This is a genomic window from Patulibacter sp. (genome assembly GCF_030655195.1).
GTDB lineage: Bacteria > Actinomycetota > Thermoleophilia > Solirubrobacterales > Solirubrobacteraceae > Patulibacter.
Map to the genome: position 1 here is coordinate 1 of NZ_JAURWA010000004.1, position 25,535 is coordinate 25,535.

At 75.1% G+C, this 25,535-nt stretch carries 21 protein-coding genes, 1 tRNA gene and 1 other RNA gene; 11 read left to right on the forward strand and 12 right to left on the reverse strand.

What is annotated here, in order from left to right; translation table 11 throughout:
* The 4 genes from Q7T67_RS00200 to Q7T67_RS00215 form a co-directional block, all read left to right on the forward strand.
* Positions 1-811 (forward strand): alpha/beta fold hydrolase (locus Q7T67_RS00200; RefSeq protein ID WP_304785305.1); only part of this gene is annotated, 811 nt, incomplete at its 5' end.
* A gap of 26 nt (positions 812-837) precedes the next feature.
* Positions 838-2,886, forward strand: coding sequence for a thioredoxin domain-containing protein (locus tag Q7T67_RS00205; protein WP_304785306.1), 2,049 nt, complete (start codon positions 838-840; stop codon positions 2,884-2,886).
* Positions 2,887-2,937: 51 nt separating this feature from the next.
* Positions 2,938-3,621 (forward strand): hypothetical protein, encoded by a 684-nt coding sequence (locus tag Q7T67_RS00210; RefSeq protein WP_304785307.1) that lies wholly within the window; start codon positions 2,938-2,940, stop codon positions 3,619-3,621.
* Between the two features lie 113 nt (positions 3,622-3,734).
* Entirely contained in the window at positions 3,735-4,439 is a 705-nt protein-coding gene (locus Q7T67_RS00215; protein ID WP_304785308.1) for a hypothetical protein, read from the forward strand.
* Between the two features lie 117 nt (positions 4,440-4,556).
* On the opposite strand, the gene glnA is transcribed toward Q7T67_RS00215, so the two are convergent.
* The 3 genes from glnA to Q7T67_RS00230 all read right to left on the reverse strand — a co-directional run bounded on the left by glnA (position 4,557) and on the right by Q7T67_RS00230 (position 6,911).
* Positions 4,557-5,894, reverse strand: coding sequence for a type I glutamate--ammonia ligase (gene glnA / locus Q7T67_RS00220; RefSeq protein ID WP_304785309.1), 1,338 nt, complete (start codon positions 5,892-5,894; stop codon positions 4,557-4,559).
* Positions 5,895-5,970: 76 nt separating this feature from the next.
* Complete coding sequence (locus Q7T67_RS00225) at positions 5,971-6,363, reverse strand: helix-turn-helix domain-containing protein (RefSeq protein WP_304785310.1); 393 nt, start codon at positions 6,361-6,363, stop codon at positions 5,971-5,973.
* Positions 6,360-6,911, reverse strand: a complete 552-nt coding sequence (locus tag Q7T67_RS00230; protein WP_304785311.1) for a carboxymuconolactone decarboxylase family protein — start codon at positions 6,909-6,911, stop codon at positions 6,360-6,362. Before Q7T67_RS00230 ends, Q7T67_RS00225 begins: the two co-directional genes overlap by 4 nt.
* 359 nt (positions 6,912-7,270) lie before the next feature.
* On the opposite strand from Q7T67_RS00230, the gene Q7T67_RS00235 reads away from it, so the two are divergent.
* Positions 7,271-8,773, forward strand: a complete 1,503-nt coding sequence (locus tag Q7T67_RS00235; RefSeq protein ID WP_304785312.1) for an amino acid permease — start codon at positions 7,271-7,273, stop codon at positions 8,771-8,773.
* Between the two features lie 265 nt (positions 8,774-9,038).
* Here the strand turns inward: Q7T67_RS00235 and Q7T67_RS00240 are convergent, their stop codons facing one another.
* The 4 genes from Q7T67_RS00240 to Q7T67_RS00255 all read right to left on the reverse strand — a co-directional run bounded on the left by Q7T67_RS00240 (position 9,039) and on the right by Q7T67_RS00255 (position 15,390).
* Complete coding sequence (locus Q7T67_RS00240) at positions 9,039-9,554, reverse strand: hypothetical protein (protein ID WP_304785313.1); 516 nt, start codon at positions 9,552-9,554, stop codon at positions 9,039-9,041.
* A 296-nt stretch (positions 9,555-9,850) separates the two neighbouring features.
* A complete protein-coding gene (locus Q7T67_RS00245; RefSeq protein ID WP_304785314.1) occupies positions 9,851-13,711 on the reverse strand; it encodes a DNA polymerase III subunit alpha in 3,861 nt (1,286 codons plus the stop codon).
* 107 nt (positions 13,712-13,818) lie between these two features.
* A complete protein-coding gene (locus Q7T67_RS00250; protein ID WP_304785315.1) occupies positions 13,819-15,021 on the reverse strand; it encodes a hypothetical protein in 1,203 nt (400 codons plus the stop codon).
* An 87-nt stretch (positions 15,022-15,108) separates the two neighbouring features.
* The gene (locus Q7T67_RS00255) at positions 15,109-15,390 is read right to left on the reverse strand and encodes a hypothetical protein (protein ID WP_304785316.1); all 282 of its coding nucleotides are present in this window, start codon (positions 15,388-15,390) and stop codon (positions 15,109-15,111) included.
* Between the two features lie 90 nt (positions 15,391-15,480).
* On the opposite strand from Q7T67_RS00255, the gene Q7T67_RS00260 reads away from it, so the two are divergent.
* The 3 genes from Q7T67_RS00260 to Q7T67_RS00270 all read left to right on the forward strand — a co-directional run bounded on the left by Q7T67_RS00260 (position 15,481) and on the right by Q7T67_RS00270 (position 17,574).
* Complete coding sequence (locus Q7T67_RS00260) at positions 15,481-16,107, forward strand: DUF47 domain-containing protein (RefSeq protein ID WP_304785317.1); 627 nt, start codon at positions 15,481-15,483, stop codon at positions 16,105-16,107.
* A gap of 106 nt (positions 16,108-16,213) precedes the next feature.
* Positions 16,214-17,323 (forward strand): inorganic phosphate transporter, encoded by a 1,110-nt coding sequence (locus tag Q7T67_RS00265; protein WP_304785318.1) that lies wholly within the window; start codon positions 16,214-16,216, stop codon positions 17,321-17,323.
* Positions 17,320-17,574, forward strand: a complete 255-nt coding sequence (locus tag Q7T67_RS00270) for a hypothetical protein (protein WP_304785319.1) — start codon at positions 17,320-17,322, stop codon at positions 17,572-17,574. Before Q7T67_RS00265 ends, Q7T67_RS00270 begins: the two co-directional genes overlap by 4 nt.
* Before the next feature lie 16 nt (positions 17,575-17,590).
* Here Q7T67_RS00270 and Q7T67_RS00275 read toward each other — a convergent pair whose 3' ends face one another.
* The gene (locus Q7T67_RS00275) at positions 17,591-18,856 is read right to left on the reverse strand and encodes a hypothetical protein (protein WP_304785320.1); all 1,266 of its coding nucleotides are present in this window, start codon (positions 18,854-18,856) and stop codon (positions 17,591-17,593) included.
* 55 nt (positions 18,857-18,911) lie between these two features.
* Here Q7T67_RS00275 and Q7T67_RS00280 point away from each other — a divergent pair, with 55 nt between their 5' ends.
* The gene (locus Q7T67_RS00280; RefSeq protein WP_304785321.1) at positions 18,912-19,670 is read left to right on the forward strand and encodes an HAD family hydrolase; all 759 of its coding nucleotides are present in this window, start codon (positions 18,912-18,914) and stop codon (positions 19,668-19,670) included.
* A gap of 68 nt (positions 19,671-19,738) precedes the next feature.
* Here Q7T67_RS00280 and Q7T67_RS00285 read toward each other — a convergent pair whose 3' ends face one another.
* Both Q7T67_RS00285 and Q7T67_RS00290 read right to left on the reverse strand, forming a co-directional pair.
* On the reverse strand, positions 19,739-21,547 hold the full coding sequence (locus Q7T67_RS00285; RefSeq protein WP_304785322.1) for an LLM class flavin-dependent oxidoreductase: 1,809 nt from the start codon (positions 21,545-21,547) through the stop codon (positions 19,739-19,741).
* 11 nt (positions 21,548-21,558) lie between these two features.
* Positions 21,559-22,545: a LysR family transcriptional regulator gene (locus Q7T67_RS00290; RefSeq protein ID WP_304785323.1), complete on the reverse strand. Its 987-nt coding sequence runs from the start codon at positions 22,543-22,545 to the stop codon at positions 21,559-21,561.
* Between the two features lie 71 nt (positions 22,546-22,616).
* On the opposite strand from Q7T67_RS00290, the gene Q7T67_RS00295 reads away from it, so the two are divergent.
* Positions 22,617-23,642: an EamA family transporter gene (locus Q7T67_RS00295; protein WP_304785324.1), complete on the forward strand. Its 1,026-nt coding sequence runs from the start codon at positions 22,617-22,619 to the stop codon at positions 23,640-23,642.
* Between the two features lie 95 nt (positions 23,643-23,737).
* Here the strand turns inward: Q7T67_RS00295 and rnpB are convergent.
* Positions 23,738-24,074, reverse strand: an RNA gene (rnpB, locus tag Q7T67_RS00300) — RNase P RNA component class A.
* Positions 24,075-24,189: 115 nt separating this feature from the next.
* Positions 24,190-24,819 (reverse strand): transcriptional repressor LexA, encoded by a 630-nt coding sequence (gene lexA, locus Q7T67_RS00305; protein WP_304785325.1) that lies wholly within the window; start codon positions 24,817-24,819, stop codon positions 24,190-24,192.
* Positions 24,820-24,967: 148 nt separating this feature from the next.
* Between lexA and Q7T67_RS00310 the strand changes: the two genes are divergently transcribed.
* Positions 24,968-25,052 (forward strand) — tRNA-Leu (locus tag Q7T67_RS00310).
* Positions 25,053-25,535: the final 483 nt, after the last annotated feature.

The following is a 25,535-nucleotide window of genomic DNA, read 5'->3' on the forward strand; positions in this document are numbered from 1 at the left end:
CGCGGCCGTGGCGGCGCTGGCGGCCCTCTCGCCCGCCGCGCGTGGCGGCTGGAGCCCCACCGACCTCGTCGACGCCACGCCGGCCGGCACCTGCGAGGAGTGGCCGGGCGACGCCGACTACGCGCCCGTCGCGGCGCCCCCGAAGGTCCCGACCCTGCTGCTCAGCGGCGAGGACGACACGCGCACCTCCCCCGAGGAGGCCCGCCGGGTCGCCGCCCGCACGCCCGGAGCCACCTTCCTCTCCGTCCCGGGCGCCGGCCACTCGCTGATCGGCTCCGGGCGCGGCTGCGTGACAGGCGCGTTCAAGGCCTTCGCGGCCGGGAAGCCCGTCGGCCGCTGCCGGCGCCCGTCCGCGGTCCAGGAGGCGGTGCCGCTCGCGCCCTCGTCCCCCGCCGCGTTCGGGCGCACCGGCGCGCAGCGCGCCCGCGGCGTCGCCCGCGCGGCGGTCCTCGACGCGACGCGCACCGTGCTGCTGAAGAGCCTCTCGCAGGTGATCGACCTCTTCAGCGAGCCCGAGCCGGTCCGGGTCGCCGGCCTGCGCAGCGGTTCGGCGACGCTGACGGCCAAGGGCGAGCTGGTCCTGGACCGCTACGGCTACGTGCCCGGCACGGCCGTCACGACCGGCCGCCTCGGCGAGACCCGGACGATCCGGGTGCGGGTGCGCGGCACCGGCCTGCGGGCCGGGACCTACACGGTCCGCAACCCGCTGGCGGACCCCGACGTCCTCGAGGACCTGGGCCTCGACCCGTCGATCACCGCGGGCCTGGGCGAGAGCGTGCGCCGGGTCCGGCGCGGGGCGCCCGGCCGCTGAGCACCGGTGTGGGACGCTCCGGGGGCATGGGAAACGCCCTGGCCTCGGAGACGTCCCCCTACCTGCTGCAGCACGCGGAGAACCCCGTGCGCTGGCTGCCGTGGGGCCCGGAGGCCCTGCAGCGGGCGAAGGACGAGGACAAGCCGCTGCTCGTCTCGATCGGGTACTCCGCCTGCCACTGGTGCCACGTCATGGCGCACGAGTCCTTCGAGGACCCGGAGGTCGCGGCCGTCATGGACCGGCACTTCGTCTGCGTCAAGGTCGACCGCGAGGAGCGTCCCGACGTCGACGCGCTCTGCATGGACGCCGTCGTCGCGATGACCGGGCAGGGCGGCTGGCCGCTGAACGTCTTCCTCACGCCGGACCAGGCCCCGATCCACGGCGGCACGTACTACCCGCCCGAGCCGCGGCACGGCCTGCCGTCGTGGCGGATGGTCCTCGACGCCGTCGCCGTGGCGTGGCGCGACAGGCGCGAGGACATCGTGGCGAGCCTCGCCGACGCCGGCCGGCGGCTGGCGGGCGGCGCGGGCCTGCGCCCGGCCGACGCGGTGCCCGGGGCCGCGCTCCTGCCCGCGTCCGTCGAGCGGCTGCGCTCGGGGTACGACGCGGTGCAGGGCGGCTTCGGCCAGGCACCGAAGTTCCCGCCCCACGCCGTCCTGCTGTTCCTGCTCGCCCGGGCGTCGGACGACGCCGCGGACCCCGATGAGCGCGCGCAGGCCTCGGCGATGGCCCGCCAGACCCTGCGCTCGATGGCCTCCGGCGGCATCCACGACCAGCTCGGCGGCGGCTTCTCGCGGTACGCGGTCGACGCTTCGTGGACGGTGCCGCACTTCGAGAAGATGCTCTACGACAACGCGCTCCTGGCCCGGGCCTACGTCCAGGGATGGCTGCTCTGGGGCGACGACGGGCTGCGGGAGGTCGCCGAGCGCACCCTGGCGTTCCTCGCGACCGAGCTGCGCGGACCGGAGGGCGGGTTCCTCGCCGCGCTGGACGCCGACTCCGAGGGCGTCGAGGGCCGGTTCTACGTCTGGACCCCCGAGGCGCTCCAGGAGGCCCTGCCGCAGGCGGAGGCCGACGCCGCCGCCCGCTGGTTCGGCGTCACGCCCGCGGGCAACTTCGACGAGGGCACCACGGTGCTCCAGGACGACGGGCCGGCCCCCGACGCCGCGGCCCGCGAGCGGATCCGTGCCGGGCTGCTCGCAGCCCGCTCCCAGCGCGTGCGGCCGGGGACGGACGACAAGCGCCTGGCGGGCTGGAACGGCCTGGCGATCCAGGCGTTCGCCGAGGCGGCCGCCGCCCTGGGGCGCGACGACCTGCTCGAGGTCGCCCGCGAGGCCGCGGCGTTCGTGCACCGCGAGCTCGTGGTCGACGGTCGCCTGCGCCGCACGTGGTCGCACCGCGCCGGCGGCGGCGCCGGCCCCCACCCCGCGGTGCTCGAGGACCACGCCTTCCTGCTCGAGGGGCTGCTGGCGCTCTACGAGGCCGGCGGCGACCCCGCGCATCTGGTGTGGGCGCGGGAGCTCGCCGCCGCGATCGAGGAGCGCTTCTCCGACCCCGACCGCGGTGGGTTCTTCTCCACCGCCCAGGACGCCGAGGCGCTGCTCGTCCGCCGCAAGGAGGTCGACGACGCCCCGATCCCCAGCGGCGGAGCGTCCGCCGCCCGCGGGCTCCTGCGCCTCGCGTCCCTGACCGGCGAGCACGCGCACGCGGCCGCCGCCGAGGGCTGGCTGCGGCTGGTCGCCCCCGCCGCGGAATCGCACCCGCAGGCCGTGGCCTACGCGCTCCTGGCCCTGGACGAGCACCACCGTCCCGGCCGCGAGGTGGCCGTCGTCGGCCCGGAGGACGAGCGAGAGGCCCTGCTGGCCGTCGTCCGCGAGCGGCTCCGCCCCGGCGTGGTGGTCGCCGCCGGCGACGGGCAGGACCCGGAGGACGACGCCGTCCCGCTCCTGCGCGGGCGCACGCCGGTCGACGGGCACGCCGCCGCGTACGTCTGCGAGGGGTTCTCGTGCCGCACGCCGGTGACCACCCCGGAGGAGCTGCGGGCGGCGCTGGGCGATCGCGGAGCGGTCATCTAGAGTCGGCGTCGCCCCGCGTCCCCGCGCGGCCCGTCCCCGGAGCGTCCCCCCGTGTCCCGTCCAGTCGTCGCCCGCCTCGCGGTCCCCGCCGTCCTCGCGGCGGCGCTCGCCGTCCCGACCGTCGCCTCCGCCGCGGTCACCGGCAGCGTCCTGCTCCCCTGCCACTCCAACAGCCCCCTGGGCTCCGCGGACGAGCCGATCGAGGTCGGCCTCTCCGGCGGCACCCCCGGCGCGGCGTTCCGGGTGCTCGCGAGCCTGCCCGGTCGGCGAGCGGGTGGCGTGGGCAGCACGACCGGCACCTTCGACGGGGACGGCGACGCGACCGCCCGGATCCTGCGGCTCGGCGGGCTCGGCCGCGCGGTCTCCGCCGGCCGTCCCGTCGCCCTGGCCGTGCAGGAGGGCGCCGGAGCGCCCGTGACCGTCGCGGAGACGCTCGTCACGAACTTCACGGTCGACGTGGCCACCCACCCCACGGGTCCGGGCGCCCGCCGACGCGTCCGGGTCTCCGGCACGCCGTTCGCCGAGCAGCGGGTCTCCGCGTTCCTCGTCCGCGCCTCCGGGGGTCCGGTCCTGCGCCGGACCCCGCTGGGCCGCGCCGACGCGTGCGGTTTCCTCCGCCGGACCGTCGCGGTCGCGCCCCGCAGCCTCGCGCCCGGGGCGTATCGCGTCTACGTCGGGACGGGCACGAAGCTCCGGCGCTCGCAGGCGATCTACGACCGGCTCCGTGTGCGCTGAACACCTGCGCCCTCACGAACTTCTCACGGGTGAGCCGCCTTTGCAGGACATAAGGTTGCCCTGCACACGGCGCCCCGGCGCCGGTCCCGTTCCCCCTCCCACACTGGAGCACCATGCCCCGCCCTTCCGCCCTCGCCGCGCTCCCCGCCGCCGCCGCCGTCCTCGGCCTGGCGGCCCTCCCGGCCGTCTCGTCCGCGGCGACCATCGTCCCCAGCGCGCCCTGCTACGCGACGCAGTTCGCCAACAGCAAGCTGTCGTACCAGCCGATGACCGGCACGATCACGGGCGGCACGCCCGGCGGCCGGTTCCAGATCTTCGGCGTCGACGGCAAGGCCGCCGGCCAGGTCGGCAACTTCGACGCGGCCGGCAACGCCCAGTACACGATCACGAGCTTCAGCAGCGCGGGCATCAACCCGAGCGCCGGTCGCACCATCGAGCTGCAGGTCCGCGAGTTCGGGGCCGGCGGCTCGCCGATCACCGGGTCGACGAAGGTCAAGGTCAGCACCGTCGCCATCGACGTCGCCAACCGCCCGTCGAGCCCCCGCAGCAAGCGCGTGTTCCGCGTCTCCAGCACCTCGTACGCGGGCCAGAAGCTCTACGCCTTCGTCGTCAAGGGCAAGAGCAGCCGCAAGGTGCTCAAGCGGATCTCGCTCGGCACGGCCAACGAGTGCGGCTACGTGCGCAAGAAGACCGTCACCGTGCCCTCGCGCTACCAGATCAACAAGAACTACTACATCTACGTCAACCCGGGCAAGAAGCTCGACAAGAGCAAGTCGCCCTCCATCTACCGCTTCTCGATCAGCCGCCGCTTCTTCTAGGCAGCGTGCAGTACCCGCCCGCCTCGGCGGACGGGGTCGGGACGACGAAGGGCCGGCGGATCCGCCGGCCCTTCGTCGTTCCGCATCACCCCCCGCGCGGTGCGGGCGGGCGCCGGATCAGAGGACGGGCAGGTACCGGTCGAGCTCCCACTGCGTGACCTGCACGCGGTAGTCCTCCCACTCCTCGCGCTTGATCTCCACGAAGCGGTCGAGGGTGTGCTCGCCCAGCGCCTTGAGGACCAGCTCGGACTCCGCGGCCAGCTCGACGGCCTCGCCGAGGGTCTCGGGCAGCTGCTCGATGCCCAGGCGACGGCGGTCGTCCGGGGACAGGTGGTAGAGGTTGCGCTCCATCGGCTCGGGCAGCTCGTAGCCCTTCTCGATGCCGTCCAGGCCGGCGTGGAGCAGCAGCGCGAACGTGAGGTACGGGTTGCAGCCCGGGTCCGGGCAGCGCAGCTCCATCCGCGTGGCCTGCTCGCTGCCCGGGTGGTAGTTGGGGACGCGGACCAGCGCGGAGCGGTTGCGGCGCGACCAGGCGACGTAGACCGGGGCCTCGTAGCCGGGCGCCAGGCGCTTGTAGGAGTTGACCCACTGCGCGTAGACGGCGGACATCTCGCGGGCGTGGCGCAGCTGGCCCGCGATGAACGCCTTGCCGACGTCGGACAGGTAGTACCGGTCGTTCGCGTCGTAGAACGCGTTCTTCCCGTCCTTGAAGAGGGACAGGTGCGTGTGCATGCCCGACCCGTTCTCGCCCGTCAGGGGCTTGGGCATGAAGGTCGCGTGCCAGCCGTGCTGCATCGCGATCTCCTTGACCGTCAACCGGTAGGTCATGCAGTCGTCGGCCATCTTCAGGGCGTCGGAGTACCGGATGTCGATCTCGTGCTGCGAGGGGCCGCCCTCGTGGTGGCTGTACTCCACCTTCATGCCGAGCGCCTCGAGCGCCAGCGCCGTCTCGCGACGGACGTCGGAGCCGGCGTCCAGCGCGGTCAGGTCGAAGTAGCCGCCCTCGTCGAGGACCTCGGGCTCGCGCGAGCTCTTGAAGAGGTAGTACTCGAGCTCCGGGCCGACGTTGAAGGCGTCGAAGCCCATCCCCTCCATGCGCTTGATCGCGCGCTTGAGGATGTACCGCGGGTCACCCTCGTAGGGGGTGCCCTCGGGCGTCCGGACGTCGCAGAAGATGCGCGCGACGCCCTCGTCCTTGGGGGACCACGGCAACAGGGCGAACGTCGACGGGTCTGGCATGGCGATCATGTCCGACTCCTCAACCGCGTTGAAGCCGGTGATCGAGGAGCCGTCGAAGCCCATCCCGCCCTCGAACGCGTCGTCCAGGTCGGAGGCGTTGACCGAGAACGACTTGAGTCGACCGAGGATGTCGGTGAACCACATCCGGACGAAGCGGATGTCGTGCTCCGCCACAAGGCGCTTGATGTCCTCGGGGGTGCGCGGGGTCTCGGGCACGGTGTCGTTCGCTCCTGTGGTGTCGGCGTCCGGGGCGGACCAGAGCGCGTCGGCCTGCGCTCGCCGAGGGGGAAGGCTAGCCGAGCGGGTGGTCGTCGGCGGGTGCGCCGCTCGAGGCCCCGACGGGCGCGGCGCCGCCGCAGTCCATCCAGCGGTTCCCCCAGCGCTCCAGCGCCCGGACGACCGTGTCGAGGTCCCGGCCCTTGTCGGTCAGCGCGTACGCCACCCGCACCGGAGGACCCGGATGGACCTCGCGCAGCACCAGCTGCTCGACCTCGAGCTCGCGGAGGCGCTGGGAGAGGACGCGGTCCGACAGTCCGGGGACCGCGGAACGCAGCTCGGAGAACCGCAGCGGGTCGTCCTCGGCGAGGAGGACGGCGACGATCGCACCGGTCCACCGGCGGCCGATCAGCTCGACCGCCCGGTGGTACTGCGGGCAGCAGCCCCCGGTGCCGTCCCCGGGGATCACGCGGCTCGGAGCTCGCGCGATTCCTCCGTCGAACCGTCGACGGGCACGTCGCCGGCGATGTTCACGAGCGCCGAGAAGACCTCGACGGACGCGAAGGCGATCGACTCCAGCAGCTCCTCCTCGGTCCAGCCGAGCTCGAGGGCCTCCTCCTGCAGGGCGGCCGGCGGCTGGCTGCGCTTGCGCAGCAGGTGACCGACGTAGCGCAGCAGGACGTCCTGCTTCTCGTCCGCCGACGCGAAGTTGCGGGCGAGCTTGACCTCGTCGATGCCCACACCGTTGCGACGGGCGAGCCGCTGGTGCATCTTCACGCCCGGGGTCGAGCGGAAGTGCTCGGCGACGGCGAGCGACAGACGCTCCTTCGTCGGCACGTCGAGGATGCCGTGACGCAGCTCGCCGGCGAACCGGGCGTAGCCGCGCAGCGCGGCGGGGGACCCGGCGAGCACGCCGACGAGGTTGGGCAGCTGGCCGGCGGAGGCGAGGGCCCCCTTGATCACCGGCAGCGACCCCTCGGGCGCGGAGAGGTCGTCGTGGATGGTGAAGCGGCTCATGGCAGTGGGCATGACGGACCTTCCGGGGATTTCACTGGTGCTTCACAAGATGAAGCGACTAACAAGATGTAAGTGTACTCGCCCGGCGGCGGATCGCAAGACCCCTGTCGGACGCGGTGCGGGATCGTCGTTCCGGTCCTCCGCCCGGCAGTCCGATACCCGCTCGGCCGTCGAGGCATCCCGCCCGTCGGCCGGTCCACGGGGAGCTCGCGGGGTGCGGCGGCCGGTTGGCGCGTCGGCGCTCCGTGGGCGTCACCCGGCGGGCTCGATGGGGCGCTCGCAGGGCTCGCCCGTGCGCGCGGGTGTGCCCACTCGCGCATACGGAGTTTCCGACCGGCCGAGAGGGGAACGTGCAGGCGATGAGCTCGTCGCTGACACGGAAGAAATCGGTCGCTGCGTCGATCGCCGACACGGAGGACCCAGAACACGGGCTGAAGAAGGAGATGGGGGCGACGCAGCTCACCATCTTCGGCGTCGGCGTCATCGTCGGCACCGGCATCTTCGTCCTGACCGGGGTCGCCGCGGCCGAGAAGGCCGGGCCCGCCGCGCCGCTGTCGTTCATCGTCGCCGCGATCGCCTGCGGGCTCGCGGCCCTCTGCTACGCCGAGTTCGCCTCGGCGGTCCCGGTGGCCGGCTCCGCCTACACGTTCTCCTACACGTCGCTCGGCGAGATCTTCGCCTGGATCATCGGCTGGGACCTGATCCTCGAGTTCGCGTTCGGTGCGGCCACCGTCGCCAAGGGGTGGTCCGGCTACTTCGACCGGCTCATGGACGACGTGGGGATCAACCTGCCGTCGTCGATCGCCGGCCAGGAGGCCGCGTTCAACGTGCCGGCGGTCATCATCGTCGGCATCGTGGCGTCGATCCTGATCGTCGGCATCCGCGAGAGCTCGCGGGTGAACATGGCGGTCGTGGCGATCAAGCTCACCGTGATCCTGCTGGTGATCGGCCTGGGCCTCTTCTACGTCAAGTCCGGCAACTGGACGCCGTTCATCCCCGACTCCCAGCCGGGCACCGCCGCCACGGGCCTCGACGAGAAGCCGCTGATCCAGGAGATCCTCGGGCAACCGACGAGCGCCTTCGGCGTGCCGGGCATCTTCTTCGGCGCGTCGCTCGTGTTCTTCGCCTTCATCGGCTTCGACATCGTCGCGACCGCGGCGGAGGAGACGAAGAACCCGCAGCGCGACCTGCCGATCGGCATCTTCGCCTCGCTGATCATCTGCACGATCCTCTACGTGCTCGTCAGCCTCGTCGTCACGGGGATGGTCCCGTACAAGGAGCTGGGCTCGGCGGAGGCGGTGGGGGCACCGCTCGCGTACGCCTTCTCCGCCAACGGCGTCGGCTGGGCGTCGACCGTCATCTCGATCGGCGCCCTCGCCGGTCTGACCTCGACGGTCCTCATCCTCATGTACGGCCAGTCGCGCGTGTTCTTCGCGATGGGCCGGGACGGCCTGCTGCCGCCCTGGCTGTCGAAGGTCCACCCGACCTACAAGACCCCCTACCGGATCACGATCATCACGGCCGTCGCGGTGGCCCTCCTGGCCGCGTTCCTGCCGCTGAAGGTCCTGGGCGAGGCGACGAACATCGGCACCCTGTTCGCCTTCGTCCTGGTCGCGATCGCCGTGCCGGTCCTGCGCCGGTCCCAGCCGGACCTGCCGCGGCCGTTCCGCACGCCGCTCGTGCCGCTGGTGCCGATCCTCGCCGTGCTCGCGTGCCTGTGGCTGATGCTGAACCTGCCGGTCGGCACGTGGCTGCGGCTCATCGTCTGGATGGCGATCGGCTTCGTCGTCTACTTCACCTACGCGCGCAAGCACAGCCGCCTGGCGCGCCCCGAGGCGGAGCAGCACGAACCGGCCCGCTGACGCGGGTCGGGCGGGGGCGCGTCGGACGGGCCCGGCGCGCGCCCGTCGGAGTCGGCGCGTCGGTCGAGGTCCGCGTCACGTCGGTCGAGGTCGGCGCCACGTCGGTCGTCGCCGTCGCACCGGTCGAGGTCGGCGCGTCGGTCCGTGGCCGGTGCGCCTGTCCGTGGCCGGTGCGCCGTTCGAGGTCGTCGCGCGGCGACGGCCCCGCGGCCGGCACGCCGCGAGAGCCGGCACGGACTGCCGGACCGCCGAGGGGCCGCGGCGACTAGCGCGGCGGCGCCACGTGGTGCACGACCACGGCGGCGTCGGAGTTGCTCACCGCGGCGAGCACGAGGAAGAGGCCCAGCAGCGCCGCGTAGAGCAGCAGCTTCTCGGGGCGGGCCAGGATGCCGTTGGCGCGGCGGCGACGGACGGGGGGACGGGCGCCGGGGCGGCGGGCCACGCCGGAGCCGGGACGGTCGGCCGACCGCTGCGGGCCGGGCTGCCGCGACCGTTCGCGCGCCCGACGGTGGCTGTCGCGCTCGCGGTCCCGCTCGCGCTCGGACGGAGCGAACGGCGACTCGTCGACCCAGCCGAACTCCTCGGGCTCGGGACGACGCTGCCGGGCGCGCCGCTCCTGGGCGGAGGCCCGGGCGGCCGCGGCGCGGCGGCGACGGGCAGCCCCGGCGGAGTACTCGTCCTCGGTGCGCGACGCGCCGTCGGCGGAGGGCCGCCGTCGCGGGTCGCGATGACGGTACTCCTGAGCGTCTGCCCACCAGGGCTGGTCGCGATCGATCGGCATGGTGCATCGCGCCGTTGCGGTGCCTCACCCGGTCGAGGCGACCCGAAGGCCTGTCCTCTCCCCGGTCAGGGGTCCCGCGCTCCCGGTCGTCGGCGGCATGACGTACCACCGGGAATCAGCGTCGGCTCGCAGGATAGCAGCGCTCTTCGCCCCCGCAAGGGTGTCTGCGCGCACAGACTGCTGCAAGATTGTTCCCAGGAGCGGGGAATTCTCGAGGGGAGGCCCGGATCGGGCATCTGTCGGCGCGCTACGGCGGGCGGCTTCGCGGCCCGGGGCCGCCGGACGATCCGCGCGGCTCACCGCCGTCGCCCCTGGCCGAAGTTCATCGCCGACGGCGCGACCTCGCGGAAGCCGCCCCCGGCCCCGGACCCCTCGCCGGGCGGGCCACCCGGCCGCCCGCCCCGGCCGCCGCCGAACCGCGGGTCCGCGACCACCACGCCGCCGCCGACGGCGATCCTGCCCTTCTCCAGCTCGGCCTGCTGGCCGCGCCAGCTCTCGAGCTCCTTGGGGGTGAGCCGGTGCAGACGGGAGACCTCGCTCGCCGCCTGGCGGCGGGCCTCGGGCACCACGTCGTCGAGCGCGCGGAGCCGGCGCACCAGCACGTTGATCTGGCCCCCGGACGCGGGGTGGCGCTCCAGCCGGCCCTCGCCGACGACCAGTGGCTCGGTCCGGACCACCAGCCGGTCCCGCGCGTAGACCGCCGCCGGGATGACGAGGTTGACCGTGCCGAGCTCGTCCTCCAGCAGGAGGAAGACGACGCCCTTGGCGCTGCCGGGCCGCTGCCGGGCGAGCACGAGCCCGCCGACGCTGACCGCGCTGCCGTGCCGGAGCCGCCGAAGGTCGGCGCTCGTCGCCATCCGCCGGTCGGCGAGGCGGTCCCGCAGCAGCCCGAGCGGGTGGATCCCGGTGGTCAGCGCGGTGGTCTCGTAGTCCGCGATCAGGCGGTCCCACGACGACATCGCGGCGAGGTCCGGCTGCTCGGGGGCCTCGAGCCCGAGGGCCAGCTGGGTGCCGGCGGCCACCCGCCGGCCCGGCGCGACGGCGCCGACGCGCCACAGCGCGGCCCGTCGCGCCCGGGACTCCCCCACGCCGTCGTCGATCGCCAGGCCGTCGCAGGCCCCCGACCACGCCAGGCGCTCCAGCGACGGCAGCCCGCCGCCGAGCCGGCCGACCATGTCGGTCAGCGACGCCCACGACCCGTTCGCGTCGCGCTCGGCCACGAGCTGCCCGACGTCCTCCGCCCGCACCCCGCGGACGTACCCCAGGCCGATCCGGACCCCGCCGTCGTCCTCGACCGTGCAGTGGTCGCGGCTGATCCGCACGTCGGGCGGCCGGACGGTGATCCCACGACGCTGGGCGTCGTGGACCAGGGCGTCGGGCGGGTAGAACCCCATGGGCTGCTCGTCGAGCAGGGAGCAGAGGAACTCCTCGCCGTAGTGCACCCGCAGCCAGGTCGACTGGTAGGCGAGCAGGCCGAAGGCGGCGCCGTGGGCCTTGGGGAAGCCGAAGCCGGAGAACCCCCGAACCATGTCCCAGACCTGGCGGGCCAGCTCCTCCGAGACGTTGCCGTGCGTGTCCTGGGCGCCCTTCACGAACGCCTCGAAGTGCGCCTCGAGCGCCTCCTTCGAGCGCTTGCGGCTCATCGCCCGCCGCAGCCCCTCCGCCTGGCCGGCCGTGAAGCCGGCGAACGCCATCGAGACGTCGATGACCTGGTCCTGGAAGATGATCGTCCCGAGGGTCTGCCCCAGCGGCTCCTCGAGCGACGGGTGCAGGTACGGGATCCGGTAGGACGGGTCGACCAGCCGGCGCTGCCGGCGCTCGATGTACGGGTTGACCGCACCGCCCTGGATCGGGCCCGGGCGGACGATCGCCACCTGGATCGTCAGGTCCTCCAGGTTCTCGGGCTGCGTGCGCAGCAGCGAGCCCATCTGCGCGCGGCTCTCGATCTGGAAGACGCCGGTGGTGTCCGCCGCCTTGATCGTGTCGTACGTGGGCTTGTCGTCCAACGGGATGCGCGACAGGTCGATCTGCTCCCCGCGGCGGTCCGAGATCAGCTCGACGCAGCGCTCGACGCTGGAGAGCATCCCCAGGCCGAGCAGGTCGATCTTGAGGAAGCCGGCGTCGGAGCAGGAGTCCTTGTCCCACATGACCATCTGCCGGCCGGCCATCGCCGCGGGGACGACGGGGCAGCAGTCCACGAGCGGCCGGGTCGCCACGACCATCCCGCCCGAGTGCTGCGAGAGGTGGCGCGGCAGGCCGTGGGCGAGGCTGGAGAGCTTGGCGAGCCACTCCCAGCGGTTGCGCGGCGGGCGGTCGAGGTCGGGCGGCAGCCCGGCGGGCATGTCCCGCGTGTCCAGGACTCCCCCACCCGGGACGCCCCACGGGTCCTGCAGCGTCCGGCCCGCCGCGTCGCCCGGGAACCCGGGGTGCCCGGGCGCACCACGGCCCCCGAGCGGTCCGCCGGCCACGTAGGCGGGGTGCCAGCCCGGGGGCATCCCCGCGACGAGTCCCTCCGTGGTCTCGAACGACACGCCGCCGTCGCCGACCTCCCACTGCCGGGCGCGCTCCTCGCGCCTGGACGGGTGCCCGGGATCGCCGGGGTGCGTCGAGGGATAGGGCCCTGCCAGCCCCGCCGCGGCCCCGTACGGCGCGCCGTCCTCCCCCACGTGCGCGCCCTCCGTGCCCAGCGCCATCGCGATGTCGCCCGCCACGCCGTGCCCGGACCAGCCCTCCGACGCCCGTGCGACCCGCTCGAGCTCGGCCGCCGGCAGGCCCAGGGCCGCCCCGATCTCGCGGATGGCGCCGCGGGCGCGGTAGGTCGGGAACGCGGCGACGAGCGCCGCGCGCTCGTTGCCGAAGCGCTCGTGCACCCGCGGGATCAGCCGGGACCGGATGTCCCGGGGGAAGTCGAGGTCGATGTCGGGGACGCCCGAGACGTCGTCGTTGAGGAAGCGGCCCAGCGAGAGCCCCGACTCGATCGGGTCCACGTGCGAGAGGCCCGTGAGGTAGCAGACGATGGACGAGACGGACGACCCGCGACCGCGCCCCGGGGGCAGCACCGCGCGCGCGGCGGACGGACCGCGGACCTCGACCGCGACCTCGCGCGCGAGCTCGAGGATCTCGTGGTGGAGCACGAAGAACCCGGGCAGGTCGAGCCGGCCGATCAGCGCGAGCTCCTCCTCCAGGCGCGCGCGGGCGACGCGCCGGTGGCGGTGGCCCGCGGGGAAGCGCTCGGCGAAGGCCACGTCGCAGACCCCCGCGAGGGTGCGCCCGGCCTCGAGGTCCTCCGCCCCGGGGTAGCTGTAGCCGAGCTGCTTGGTGAGGTCGAACTCCAGGCGCTCGGCCAGGCGCACCGTCTCGGCCACCGCCGCGGGGTGGTCCTCCAGCCGCGCGACCATCGCCCGCGGCGTGGACAGCACGTGGCTGTGGTTGCCGCGGCGGGCGGGCTCGGACGCGTCGAGCGTCGTGTGCCGCCGGATCGCGACCAGGGTGTCCTGCAGGAGCGCCCGCTCCTTCGAGTGCGCGTGGACGTTGCCCGTCGCCACGCAGCGCAGCCCGAGCCGGCCGGCCAGCCGCTCGCGCCGGCGCCCCTGCTCGCGATCGCCCCGCAGGTAGCGGCGCTGCAGCTCCACGTAGAGGTCCTCGGGCCCGAAGGCGTCCATCAGCACCCGCAGCGTCGGCTCCTCCTCGACCCCGTGGTCGGCGCAGCCGCTGAGGCAGATCAGGCCCTCGTGCAGGTCGCAGACGTCGGCGATCGTCACCCACGGGGCGGTGCGGACCCGCCGCGGGTGGTCGCGCGTGTGCTGGTGGGCCCGCGTCAGCAGCCGGCAGAGGTTGGCCCAGCCCCGCCCGTTGCGGACCAGCAGCGTCAGGTGCCGGCGGGTCGCCGGATCGGGCTCCATGTCCGCCGGCGGGAGCGGCGGGCCCGACGGGTCGACCCGGACCGTGACCTCGGCCCCGTGGAGCGCCCGGAGCCCCGCCGCCGCCGCGGCGTGGGCGAACTCCATCGCCCCCGAGACGCCGTCGTGGTCGGTCAGCGCCAGGGCGTGATGACCCTGGCGCGCGGCCGCGAGGACGAGCTCCTCCGGCAGCGACGCGCCGTCGAGGAACGAGTAGGCCGAGTGGCAGTGCAGCTCGACGTAGGGGGCGCTGGACACGAACACATGTTCGCATCGACGGCGGACGTCAGGGCACCCTGCGAGAACCCCCTGCAAACGCCCGGATCGCCCGCGCCACGGGCCGATCCGGCCCGCCTCGCACGACCTCACCGCGCGGCCACGCAGTCCGTCCGGTCCTCCCACAGGCCGCCGGGCGGCCACGTCCGGGCGTCGACCAGCCGCTCGGAGCTGTGCGAGTCCCGATCGCGGAACCCGAGCCGGAACCCGAGGCCGATCTCGACGTCGGGACCGTCCTCCTCGCGCGCCACCCGGTACTCGCGCTGATCGACCCAGCCCTCGTCGGCCGCCCACCGGCCCAGGCGCCCGGCCGCCGCCCGGGTGCCGTCGGCGTCGCCGTGCGCCAGCGCGTGCAGCACGCCGCCGAGGCCCTGGGCGATCTCGGGGCGGGTCAGGTCGACCCGCAGCTGGACGTCGCGCCTGCGAGTCCCGTCGCGGGTGGTCAGGCTGCCGACGAGGCGCAGCTCGCGCGGTCGCAGGTCCCCGTCGGTGATCAGCGTCGCCGACGGCTCGAGCTCGACCGCCCCGCCGAGCCGCAGACCCAGGGGACCGGCCAGGTCCCCGGCCGCCGCCCGCGAGACCGCCAGGCTGATCGTGGTGCGGCCCGTCCGGCGGTCGCGCGTGCCCTCGCCCTCCAGGCCCTGCAGCACCCGGGCGGAGGCCTCGAGGCCGGCGGGACCGGAGGCCTCCGCCGAGCCCCCCGCGGTCGCGCGCAGCCGGACCCGGTCCACGTCGGGCGCCCGGACCGGCTCCCCCGCGCCCCAGCGGCGGAGGAACGCCTCGGCCGCGGCCCGGTCGGGGAACTCCCACGAGCGCCCCCATCCGCCGCGCAGCCGGCCCTCGACGCCTGCGGTCGCCGAGAACGGCCCGTCGTCGTCGCCGGAGCCCGACCGGCCGATGCCGAACCGCAGGCCGACGGACGAGCCGACGCCGCCCTCGAGGTCGTCGTAGGCCGTGACCAGCACGGAGTCGTCCGAGCGCCGCTCGATCGCCAGGCTGCGGTCCTTGCCCAGCCGCCAGATGCCGAGGCTCAGGCCCTTCGAGGTCGCGTCCTCGTCGAGCGCCACGGCACACGGCGGCTGCACGTGGAACGGGGCGCAGCCGTCGCCGCCGGCGACGCAGATCGCCCGCCGGATGCCGGAGTGGACCGCGTTGACGACCCCGGCCGCGCCCAGCCCGGAGGCGACGGCCACCGCGCCGGTGAGGACGACCAGGACCAGCGCGACGAGCGCCGCGTGCTCGACGCTCGCCTGACCGGCGTCCCCGCGATGGCTCGACGGCGTGCGCGACATGGGACGAGCGTCGCCGCCCGCCCCGCGTCGGGACCAGCGCCGATCCGTGCCGATCGGGTGCCGGGACCGCCACGCCTCGCACCCCGCTCAGCGCGAGCGCCACCACCGCCCGTCGACGAGGTCGCGGTGCACGACCACCGCCCGGCCCCGGGCCGTCACGACCTCCCACATCCGGCGGCGCATCGGCCGGTCCGTCCACCAGCGGTCCTCGAGCAGCCAGGTCTCCACGACGCCGTCGACCGCCTCGCCGTCGACCGTCAGCGGACGGCCGTCCTCGGGGGATGCACGGACGACCGCGGGCCGCGGCTCGCCCAGCCGGCGGATCGCGCCGGGCGCACCAGGGGGTCGTCGGGGGCCGCCGGAGGACACGAACGCATGTTCGCACGCGGCGCGGCGGCGCACGCCCGCGACCACGGCGCGATTCACGTGACCTTCACCCCGTGATTACATCGGGACCTCATGGCGCGCCTGACGAAGCTCTTCACGGGCCGCGACACGCGGTACTTCGAGCTGTTCGAGGAGTCGTCGCGGAACGCGGTCAAGGCCGCGGAGCTCCTCTCCCACTTCCTCCACGAGCTCCCGGACGCCCCGGAGGTCGCACGCGAGATCAACGCGGTCGAGAGCGACACCGACCGGATCACGCACGACATCATCAGCCACCTCAACCAGACGTTCGTCACGCCGATCGAGCGCGAGGACATTCTGGAGCTGGCCTCGGCGCAGGACGACATCGTCGACCTGATCGACGAGACCGCCGACCTCATCCTGCTCTACAAGGTCGAGGCGCCGATGGAGCAGGCCCACGGGCTCTGCGCGATCCTCCTCGACGCGACGAAGGCGCTCGAGTCGGCGATGCCGCGCCTGCGGGACTTCGGCGACATCCGGCACTACACCGTCGAGGTCAACCGGCTGGAGAACGACGGCGACCGCCTCTCGCGCGCCGCCATCGCCGGGCTGTTCGACGGGGGGATCGACCCGATGGTCGTGATCCGCTGGAAGGACATCTTCGAGCGGCTCGAGGACGGGATCGACTCGTGCGAGCGGGTGGCGAACATCCTCGAGGGCATCGTCATCAAGAACCGATAGCCCGATGAACCTGATGCGGGCCCCGACCGCCGCCTCGCGGACATCCACCGCGTCCCGACCCGCCGGGGCGGCGCCCACCCGCACGTCCGCTCCCCCCGGCTGAACCATGTCCGCCGACATCCTCCTCGTCATCGTCGTCGTCACGGCGCTGGCGTTCGACTTCACCAACGGCTTCCACGACACCGCCAACGTCGTCGCGACGTCGATCTCGACCCGTGCGCTGCCGGCCAAGCTCGCGATCCTGATCGCCGCGATCCTGAACTTCGTCGGCGCGTTCCTGTCCCTCGAGGTGGCGGCCACCATCGCCTCGGGCATCGTCGACTCGGGGGAGATCACGCTGCAGATCGTGTTCGCCGGCCTCGTCGGCGCGATCTTCTGGAACATGCTCACGTGGTGGCTGGGCCTGCCGTCGAGCTCGTCGCACGCCCTGATCGGCGGCGTCGTCGGCGCCATGCTGATCGCCAACGGCCCCGACGCCATCATCGGCGAGGGCCTGCTGGGCAAGGTCATCATCCCGGCCGTCGCCGCCCCGGTACTCGCCTTCGGGGTGGCCGGCATCGCGATCCTCTTCATCTACCGGATCGTCGGACGACAGCGACCGGGTCCGGTCACGCGCGGCTTCCGCCTGGGCCAGATCGCGTCGGGCTCCCTGCTGGCGCTCGCCCACGGCACCAACGACGCGCAGAAGACGATGGGCATCATCACCCTCGCGCTCGTCGCGCACGGGTCGATCGGCGGGACGGACCCGCAGGTGCCGCTCTGGGTGGTCATCTCGTCGGCCTCCGCGATCGCGCTGGGGACGTACTCCGGCGGCTGGCGGATCATCCGCACGATGGGCTCGAAGATCATCAAGATGGACGCCGCGCAGGGCTTCGCGGCGCAGGGCTCCGGTGCCGCGGTGATCCTCGCCGCCACCCACGTCGGCTTCCCGCTCTCGACCACGCACGTGATCTCCGGCGGTGTCGTCGGAGCCGGGGCGGCCAAGCGGCTCTCGGCCGTCAAGTGGGGCGTGGCCGGCAACATGGCCATCGCCTGGGTGCTGACGATCCCGGCGGCCGGGCTGACGGGCGGCCTGGCGTTCGAGATCTCCGACCTCGCCGGCGGCGGGACCCGAGGACCGATCGTGGTCCTCGTCCTGATCGCCGTCCTCGTCGCCGCGTTCCTGCGGTCGCGACGCGTGCGGACCCCGCCCCCGCTGGCCGAGGGCGCGGCATGAGCGGCGCGCCCGTCCCGCTGGCCCTCAGCGTCTGGGGCGAGCTGCTCGAGGTCATCGTCGTCGGCGCGGTCGCCGGGATCGGCCTGGCGATCGCCTTCGCGTTCCTCGTGCGCGGCGCCGCGCAGAGCAGCGCCATCCGCCACGGCGAGCGGGAGGGCAGCCTGGTGCTGAACCTGGCGCTCGTGGCCCTCACCAGCGCGATCTGCATCGGTGCGGTGGTGTTCGCGGTCTACGAGATGGTCAGCGGCTGAGGCCGGACCGCCACCCCTACGCCTCGAACGGCGTGAGCGCCATCTGCCGCTCCGCGACCCGCGAGTCCGGGTCGATCCCCACCACGCGCAGCGCGCCCTCGGGCCCGGCGACCTCGCGCACCTGACGGACGGCCTCCTGCAGCCGCGCACGCCGGATCGCGCCGTCCTCCTCGAGCAGCGGCCGGTCCGCGGGGACCGGGACGCCGAAGCCATCGACCCGCAGCGCGAGGCGCTCGGCTGGCGCGGGCAGCAGCGCCAGGCGGGCCCCGAGCGCCAGGCGGATCCGCCCGGCGTCGCTCATCGCCTCGCGCAGGACGACGCGCTCCTGCCACGTGCCGCGCTCGACGAGCGACGCCTGCAGCAGCAACGACCGGACCGGCCGGTGCCGTCGCCCGGGGTCGGCGAGGACCCGGTCGATCAGCAGGCCCAGGGCGTGGCCGAGCTGCTCACCCGACGCGGCCTCGGGCAGCAGCAGGTCGGCCTCGATGCGGGTGGTGGGGTCGCGCGGACGCAGCGGGGCCTCGTGACCCTGCAGCAGCGCGTGGGCGTCGAGCCCGAGGCGGCCGAAGCGCGCCCCGACCGTGCCCGGCGGCAGCGCCCGCAGCTCGCCGAGCGTGGCGATCCCCAGGCGCTCGAGGGTCGGGACCAGTCGCTCGAAGCCGGGGCGCTGCGCCAGCGCGCCGACCGGCTCGCCCGCCAGGACCCCCAGGTCGACCGGCTCGCCGGACGGCGGCGTGGCGATCACCACCGGCCGACGCACCCGGGCGCGGCCGGCAGCGGCCCGCGAGAGGAAGCGCGTGGGCGCCGCGCCGATCCGCACCGGCATCCGCAGGGCACCGCGCACGGCGGCGACGGTGCCGTCGAGCGAGCCGCCGTGCAGGCGCCGGACGCTCGAGGCCAGGAACCAGGCCGTCCCGACCTCGGCGTCCAGCGCGACGGAGGCCCCGCCGCGGGAGGAGACCTCGCGCGCGGCGACGTCCTGCGCGGTCTCCACCGCCGCACCGATCCCCTCGAGCCGGCCGACGAGCTCGTCCCAGCGGGCCTGGACGGCGACCGGGTCCGGGGGCAGCAGGCGCAGGGCCGGGCAGCGGGCCAGCGCCTCGCCCAGCGGCAGCCCGCGGCGGACGCCCGCGGCCTCGGCCGCGGGTGAGACCTCGCCCACCACGGCGGAGCGTCCCGGCTCGGGGGCCAGGGCCACGGGCTGGGCGAGCAGCTCGCCGCGCCCGTCCGCGGCGACCACGAGCGGGAACCGCGGCAGGTGGACGCAGATCACCGACGACACGAACGCATGTTCGCACGGGCCGCGGACGGCGACGCCCCCTCGATAGGCTGGCCGGGTGGATCCGACGCCCCCTCCCGCCGGACCGCCGTCCGGCCCCGCCGAGACCTCCCTGCACACGCCGGGGAACGACGCCACAGCCGGCCGCCGGGCGGCCCCGGGCCGTCGCACGATCCTCATGGACTTCGACGGGGTGATCGTGCGCGAGGACTCGCTCGGGGCGTTCCTCCGCCACCACCTCGTCCGCACGCCGTGGCGCGTCCCGGGGTTCCTCGCCGCGACCTCAGCGCTCGTCCCGATGATCGGCGTCCCCGCGACCCGCTCCCGCGGTCTGAAGCTCCTCCTGCGCGCGGGGTTCGCCGGCCTGTCGCTGGACCGCTACCGCGAGCGGGCCGCCGCGTTCGGCACCGCCCTGGCCGCCCAGCCCGGGGCGCTGCTGCGGCCCGGGGTCGACGCCGCCCTCGCGCACCTGGCCGACGGCGACCGGGTCGTCGTGGTCACGGGCAGCGAGGAGACGCTGGCCCGCGCGGTGCTGGACGCCGCCGGCCTGCAGGACGCCGAGCTGATCGGCTCGCAGATCGGCAGCACCCCGCTGGGCCTGGCGTTCCGCGTCCACGCCTACGGGCCGGCGAAGGTCGTCGAGCTGCGCGAGCGCGGGATCGAGCCGCCGTGGGACGTCGCCTACAGCGACTCGGCCGCGGACCTGCCGATGCTGCGCGGCTCGCGCTCGGCGGTCCTCGTCAACGTCGGCGTCCGGTCCGGGGCGCGCGTGCGCTCGGCGCTCCCGGGCCGCGTCACCGACGTCGTCTGGCGCTGAGCCTCCAGGGCGGACCGCCCCTCCCGTCCTGGACGCGCGGCGGGCCGCCCGTCGCGATGCGCGGCGGGTCAGCGCCGGAAGAGGTCGCCCATCCGCACCGCGAGCGCCAGGTCGCCCTCGAGGTCCAGCCGCCCGTCCAGCAGCGCGTCCCCGGCGTCCAGGCGCCCGGCGACGAGACGCAGCAGGTCGTCCGGGGTCGTCCGCAGGACCAGCGTCGGCGCGCTCGACGGCCCGCGCCGCGCCGTCGCACGCAGCGGTCCGGCCGAGACCGTCCAGGCCCGTCGGGTGCCCCGCGGGCCCTCGAGGTCGAACTGCAGGTCGCCGCGCAGCTCCCCCGCCCGGGCCGCGGCGCCGAGCGACCGCGCCATGCCCCGGAAGATGACGAGCATCGCGGCCTCGCTGGCCACCGTGCGACGGACCACGGCCGGGGAGCCGCGCTCGAGGACCGCCTCCAGCGCCGCCCCGCCCTTCCGCCCCGCGGCCGCGCGCAGGCGCTCCGGCGACCGCGGACGGGTCCCGGCCACCCCGGGGCCGGCCGACCGCCGGTCGGTCCCCCGCCCGTCCTCGTCGGGCCCCCCGTCCGCGTCCCCGGCCGCGACGGCCCCGGAGACGCTGCCCATCCCGATCGCGGGCGCCGGCGCGTCGTCGAGCGGCCCGTCCTCACGGGGCAGGATCACGGTCTCGCGCGCGGCCGGTGCGGGCCGCCGGCGCCGCAGCGCGGCCTCCAGCGCGGGGTCCTCGCCCTCGACGACGTCGTCGTCCTCGTCGTCCGCCAGCCGCGGCAGGACCTCGCGGCCCAGGAGGACCAGCGAGCGCTCCAGCGCGTCGGCGTCGACGAGCCCCAGCGGCGGCACGAGCACGATCTCCTCGACCCCCGCGTCCCGGTAGCGCGCCAGCAGCTCCACGACCTGCTCGGGGGTGCCGACCGCGCCGCGCACGCTGCCGCCGACCCGCGCGGAGAGCGGCCCGTCGGGCGACGCCAGGACCGGGGCGGGGTCGTGGCCGGTGGTCGCCCGCAGCCGCTCGAACTCCTCGGACACCCGCGTGCGACCGGGCCGGTGGGCGCCGAAGCGCTCGTGGTGGTCGCGCAGGTGCAGGTGCAGGTGGACCGCGTCCAGGCCCTCCCGCAGCGCGGTCGACGGGTCCTCCGCGACGTGGACCGGCAGCGCGAGGGCGACCCCCGTCTCGATCGCGGCGCCCAGCGGTCGGCAGCGGGCGCCGTGCTGCACCGCGCGGTGCTCGGCGGCCCACTCCGCGGCCTCCTCGGGCTCCAGCATCGTGCGGACGAACGCGCCCAGCCCGCCCTCCGCGGCCAGCCGGACGTCGGCCGGGCGGTCGCAGGCGCGCCACAGACCGGGGTGCGGACGGGTCTGCGGGCGCGGGACGAGCTGCCGGACCGGCAGGCCGTCCGGGTCGTCCTCGCCGAGGAACGGCGCCTCGGCCAGCAGCCGGGCGACGCGCTCGATCAGGCGATCGGCCTGCTCCTGGGCGTCGGCGCGGGCGATGCCGAACGCCCCGAGCTCGATCGCGGAGCGCGGGTCGGCGAAGGCGACCGCCGCCCGCCCGCCGGAGAGCGCGTCGAGCGCGGCCACGGACGCGGCGAGCCGGACGGGGTGCTGGACCGCCGGGTGGGCGAGGAGCGGCCCGAGGCCCAGGCCGAGCCTGCGGGTGCGGGTGGCGATCGCCCCGAGGGCGACCTCGGGCGGGCCGGCGTGGTGTCGCTCCTCCTGCAGGTGGTGCTCGGGCACCCAGACGCGGTGGAAGCCCAGCGCCTCCGCCCGGACGGCCGCATCGACGAGGGCACGGATGCGCCGCCCGTCGCCGGTGGGGGTCCAGGGCCGCGGGTGCGGCGCCTCGAGCAGGAGCGCGAACCGCATCCGGCGCGACGCTAGCCCGTCGCCGGCGTCCGGACGTGTTCGTCCGGTGACCGCGGATCGCGGCGGCGCGCCACGCGGCCGGCGAACTCCGTCGACGCGGCCTCCACCAGCTCGAGCATCGCGTCGACCGCGGGGGACCGCCACGCCCGGCCGTCGACCGCCGCGACGACCCGTCGGTACGGGGGCTGCTCCAGGTCCCGGACGACCACGTCGTCGCGCAGGCTGACGATCGACATGTCCGGCGCCAGCGCGACGCCGACGCCGGCCGCGACGAACCCCTGGATCGCCAGGTAGTCGTCGCTCTCGAACGCCATCTGCGGCTCGAAGCCCGCCCGCCGGCAGGCACGGTCGAAGATCGCCTCGTCGGGGACGTAGTCGCGCCGCCCCAGGATCCAGGGCTCGTCGCGCAGCTCGTCCAGCCGGATCCGCCGCCGACCGGCGAGCGCGTGACCGGCCGGCAGCATGACGTTCATCCGATCATCGAGCAGGTGGGTGCGGACGAACGGGTCCTCCAGGGCGCTCCCGCGGGCCGACCACCCGGGGTCGTCGGGGTCCTCGACCAGCAGCGCCAGGTCGCACTCGCCGGCCTCGAGCGCAGCACGACCGTCGGGGACCTCCATCGGCACCAGCGACAGCTCGACGCCGGGGTACGAGGCGCGGAACGCAGCGATCGCGGGCGGCAGGACGGTCGCCCCGGCGGTCGGGAACGCGACGACCCGGAGGGTGCCGGCGTCCCCGCCCCGCAGCGCGAGGAGCTCGGCCTCGGCGTCGGCCACCCGGGCGAGGATGCCGTCGGCGTGGCGCAGCAGGACCTCGCCCGCGCCCGTCGGCCGGACGCCGCGGTGACGGTCCAGCAGGGGCACGCCGACCTCGCGCTCCAGCGCGGCGACCTGCTGGGAGACGGCGGACTGCGTGTAGCCCAGCGCCTCGGCCGCGCCGGAGAAGGAGGAGCGCCGCGCGACCTCGCGCAGGACCCGGAGACGGCGGACGTCGAGCATCAGCATCTCTTATAGCGAAGATGAAGCACTGTCGTTGTACTACTCGTGATGCTCGCGCAACCATCTCTCTCGTGGTCTCCTCGATGGTCCGTTCACTCCGCGTCCTGCGCCCCCGCCGCCTCACGGCGCCACTCCTCGTCCTCGCCGTCGCGACGGTGTGGATCGTGTGGGGCGCCACGTTCCTCGGCATCCGCGTGATGGTCGAGACGATCCCGCCGCTGCTGGGGTCCGGCGTCCGGTTCGTCGCCGGCGGCGTGCTGCTGGCCGCCCTCGTCCTGCGCCTGCACGGCCGACGGGCCTTCGCGCTCAGCGCGGAGGAGTGGCGGGGCAGCGCCGCCATGGGCCTCCTCCTCGTCGCGGGCGGCGTGGGCCTGGTGGCGCTGGCCGAGCACCGCGGCCTGCCGTCGTCGCTGGCGGCGCTGATCGCCTCGTCGGAGGCCGTGATGGTGCTGGCCCTGCGGATCGTCGCCGGTCGCGAGCGGGTCTCGCCCGCGACGGCGTTCGGCGTCGGCGTCGGCGCGGTGGGCGCCGTCCTGCTGCTCTCCCCCGGCAGCCGCCCCGAGGGCGTCACCATGCTGGCCGCGCTGCTCGGCCTGGCCGGGTCGATCACCTGGGCGACGGGCACCTACGTCGGCGCCCGGATCCGCACGGCCCCGAACCTGCTGGCCAACGTCGCGATCCAGATGCTGGCCGGCGGCGCGGTCCTGCTGGTCGCGGGCGCCGCGGCCGGCGAGCACGTGGACGTCGCCGCGGTGTCGGACCGCTCGCTGATCGCCCTCGCGGGGCTGACCGTCGCCTCCGTCGCCGTCTACGCTGCCTACGCCTGGCTGCTGCGCAACGCGTCCCTGTCGCTCGTCACGACCCAGTCCTACGTCAACCCGGTCGTCGCCGTCGTCCTCGGCGTCCTCGTCCTGGGCGAGACGATCGGGACGATCACCGCGGCGGGCATGGGCATCACGCTCCTGGCGGTCGTCCTCGTCCTCCGGGCGGACGGCCGATCCGGCCCGCCCGAGCCCACGGCCGAGGACCCGGCCACCCGGTCCTCGCGGGGCGACAGCCCGACCCTGGAGTTCCCGCGGCCCTCCGCCGTGGCGTAGGCCGGTCGGCGGGCCCGGGCCGGGCCGCCGTCGAGCGGCCCGCCCGACGCGTCGGGCGACCCCGGAAATAGGAGACCCCCGCTCGCGCGAGGGTCTCCCGTAGCAGGCCGGTAAGCCGGATTCTGTCGTTGCGCAGCCATCCATCTGATGCGACCTACCTGGACCTCGACGAGCCGCCTACGGACGGTCCTGCTCGGTCTTGCACCGGGTGGGGTTTACCTGGCCGCCGCGTCGCCGCGACGCCGGTGCGCTCTTACCGCACCATTTCAACCTTGCCTGTGCGGACGGGGCGGACCCTGCCCGCCATCGGCGGTGTGTTTCTGTGGCACTTTCCCGCGGGTTTCCCCGGGTCGGCTCCCCGACCACCCTGCTCTGTGGTGTCCGGACTTTCCTCGAACGGGCGAACCCGTCCGCGGCTGCGTGGCCTGCGCCGGGCACTGTACCGGCGGGACCCCGGCGGCGGCCGGCGCCCACGTCCGGACGCGCCACGGGTCGGACGAGCGCCCGCTCCTCCGGCGCCCCGCGGGCACCGGAGGAGCGGGCGACGTCAGCCGACCTTCCGCATGACCCCGACGACCTTGCCGAGCACGCGCGCCTCCCGCGAGCGGATCGGCTCCATGTCGTCGTTCTCCGGCTGCAGCCGGATGTGGTCGCTCTCGCGGAAGAAGCGCTTGACCGTGGCGTCCTCGCCGACCAGCGCGACGACGATCTCGCCGTCGTTGGCGGTCTCCTGCGGGCGGACGACCACGAGGTCGCCGGCGAGGATGCCGGCGTTGATCATCGACTCGCCACGGATGCGCAGCAGGTACTCGCCCTGCTCGCCACCGGCGGCCTCGGGCACGCCGATGTGCTCCTCGACGGACTCCTCGGCCAGGATCGGCGGACCGGCCGCGACCTGCCCGAGCAGCGGCAGGCGGCGGGTCTGGCCCACCGCGTGGCGCACGCCCTCGACGGCCTGCTCGACGCCGCGGCCGATGACCTCGATCGCCCGGGGCTTGGAGGGGTCGCGCCGCAGCAGCCCGAGCTTCTCCAGATTGGCCAGGTGCGCGTGCACGGTCGACGAGCTGGCGAGGCCGACGGCCTTGCCGATGTCGCGGACCGTCGGCGGGTAGCCGTTGTCCGTGGTGTACCCCCCGATGAAGTCGAAGATCTCTTGCTGGCGCTTCGTCAGGTCCATGGGGCGCTTGGGCTCGTGGCGGTCATCGAACGTCTGTTCGCAAACCTAGCGGACGCCGCGGCGGCAGGCAAGGCGCCCGGTGGACGACGGCGGCCCGGCCACCCGCACGTCGTGCTCGCGGGGGATTCTGTACATTTCTGCGTCCCGCGCGCCAGTGGCGGAATTGGTAGACGCGCAAGGTTGAGGGCCTTGTGGGGGATAACCCCGTGGAGGTTCGAGTCCTCTCTGGCGCATGGAACGGAGGCCCCCGGTGACGGGGGCCTCCGTCGTTCCCGGGCCCCGCGGCGCCGGCTCGCGCGGGGCGGGCGGGGCGGCGGGGCGGGGCGGGGCGGTGACGGGCGGGTGTGGCGAGGTGCCGACCTGCGGGGTGGGGCGATCCCGCGCCACCACCTGGCACCCGATCGCCCCCGGCCCCGCGGCGCGTCGGCCCAAGCGCCGGGGGTCCGGTCGATCTCGTGCCACCCCCTGGCACGGGTCCGCCCCATCCCGCCGTTCGTCGACCCTCGCCCCCGGGCGTCCGGTCGATCTCGTGCCACCTCCTGGCACCCCATCGCCCCCAGCCTCCCGAGGTCCGCCGGCCGCCACGCCCCTCGATGCCCCACGAGGACCCGCGGACCCTCCGCCGCCACCCTGACCGCCTCGAAGCCGCGCGGGCCCACCGGCCGCCCGACCCCCGCGAAGCGGCGTGGGCCCGACGGCCGGCCGGCCGTCGCCCC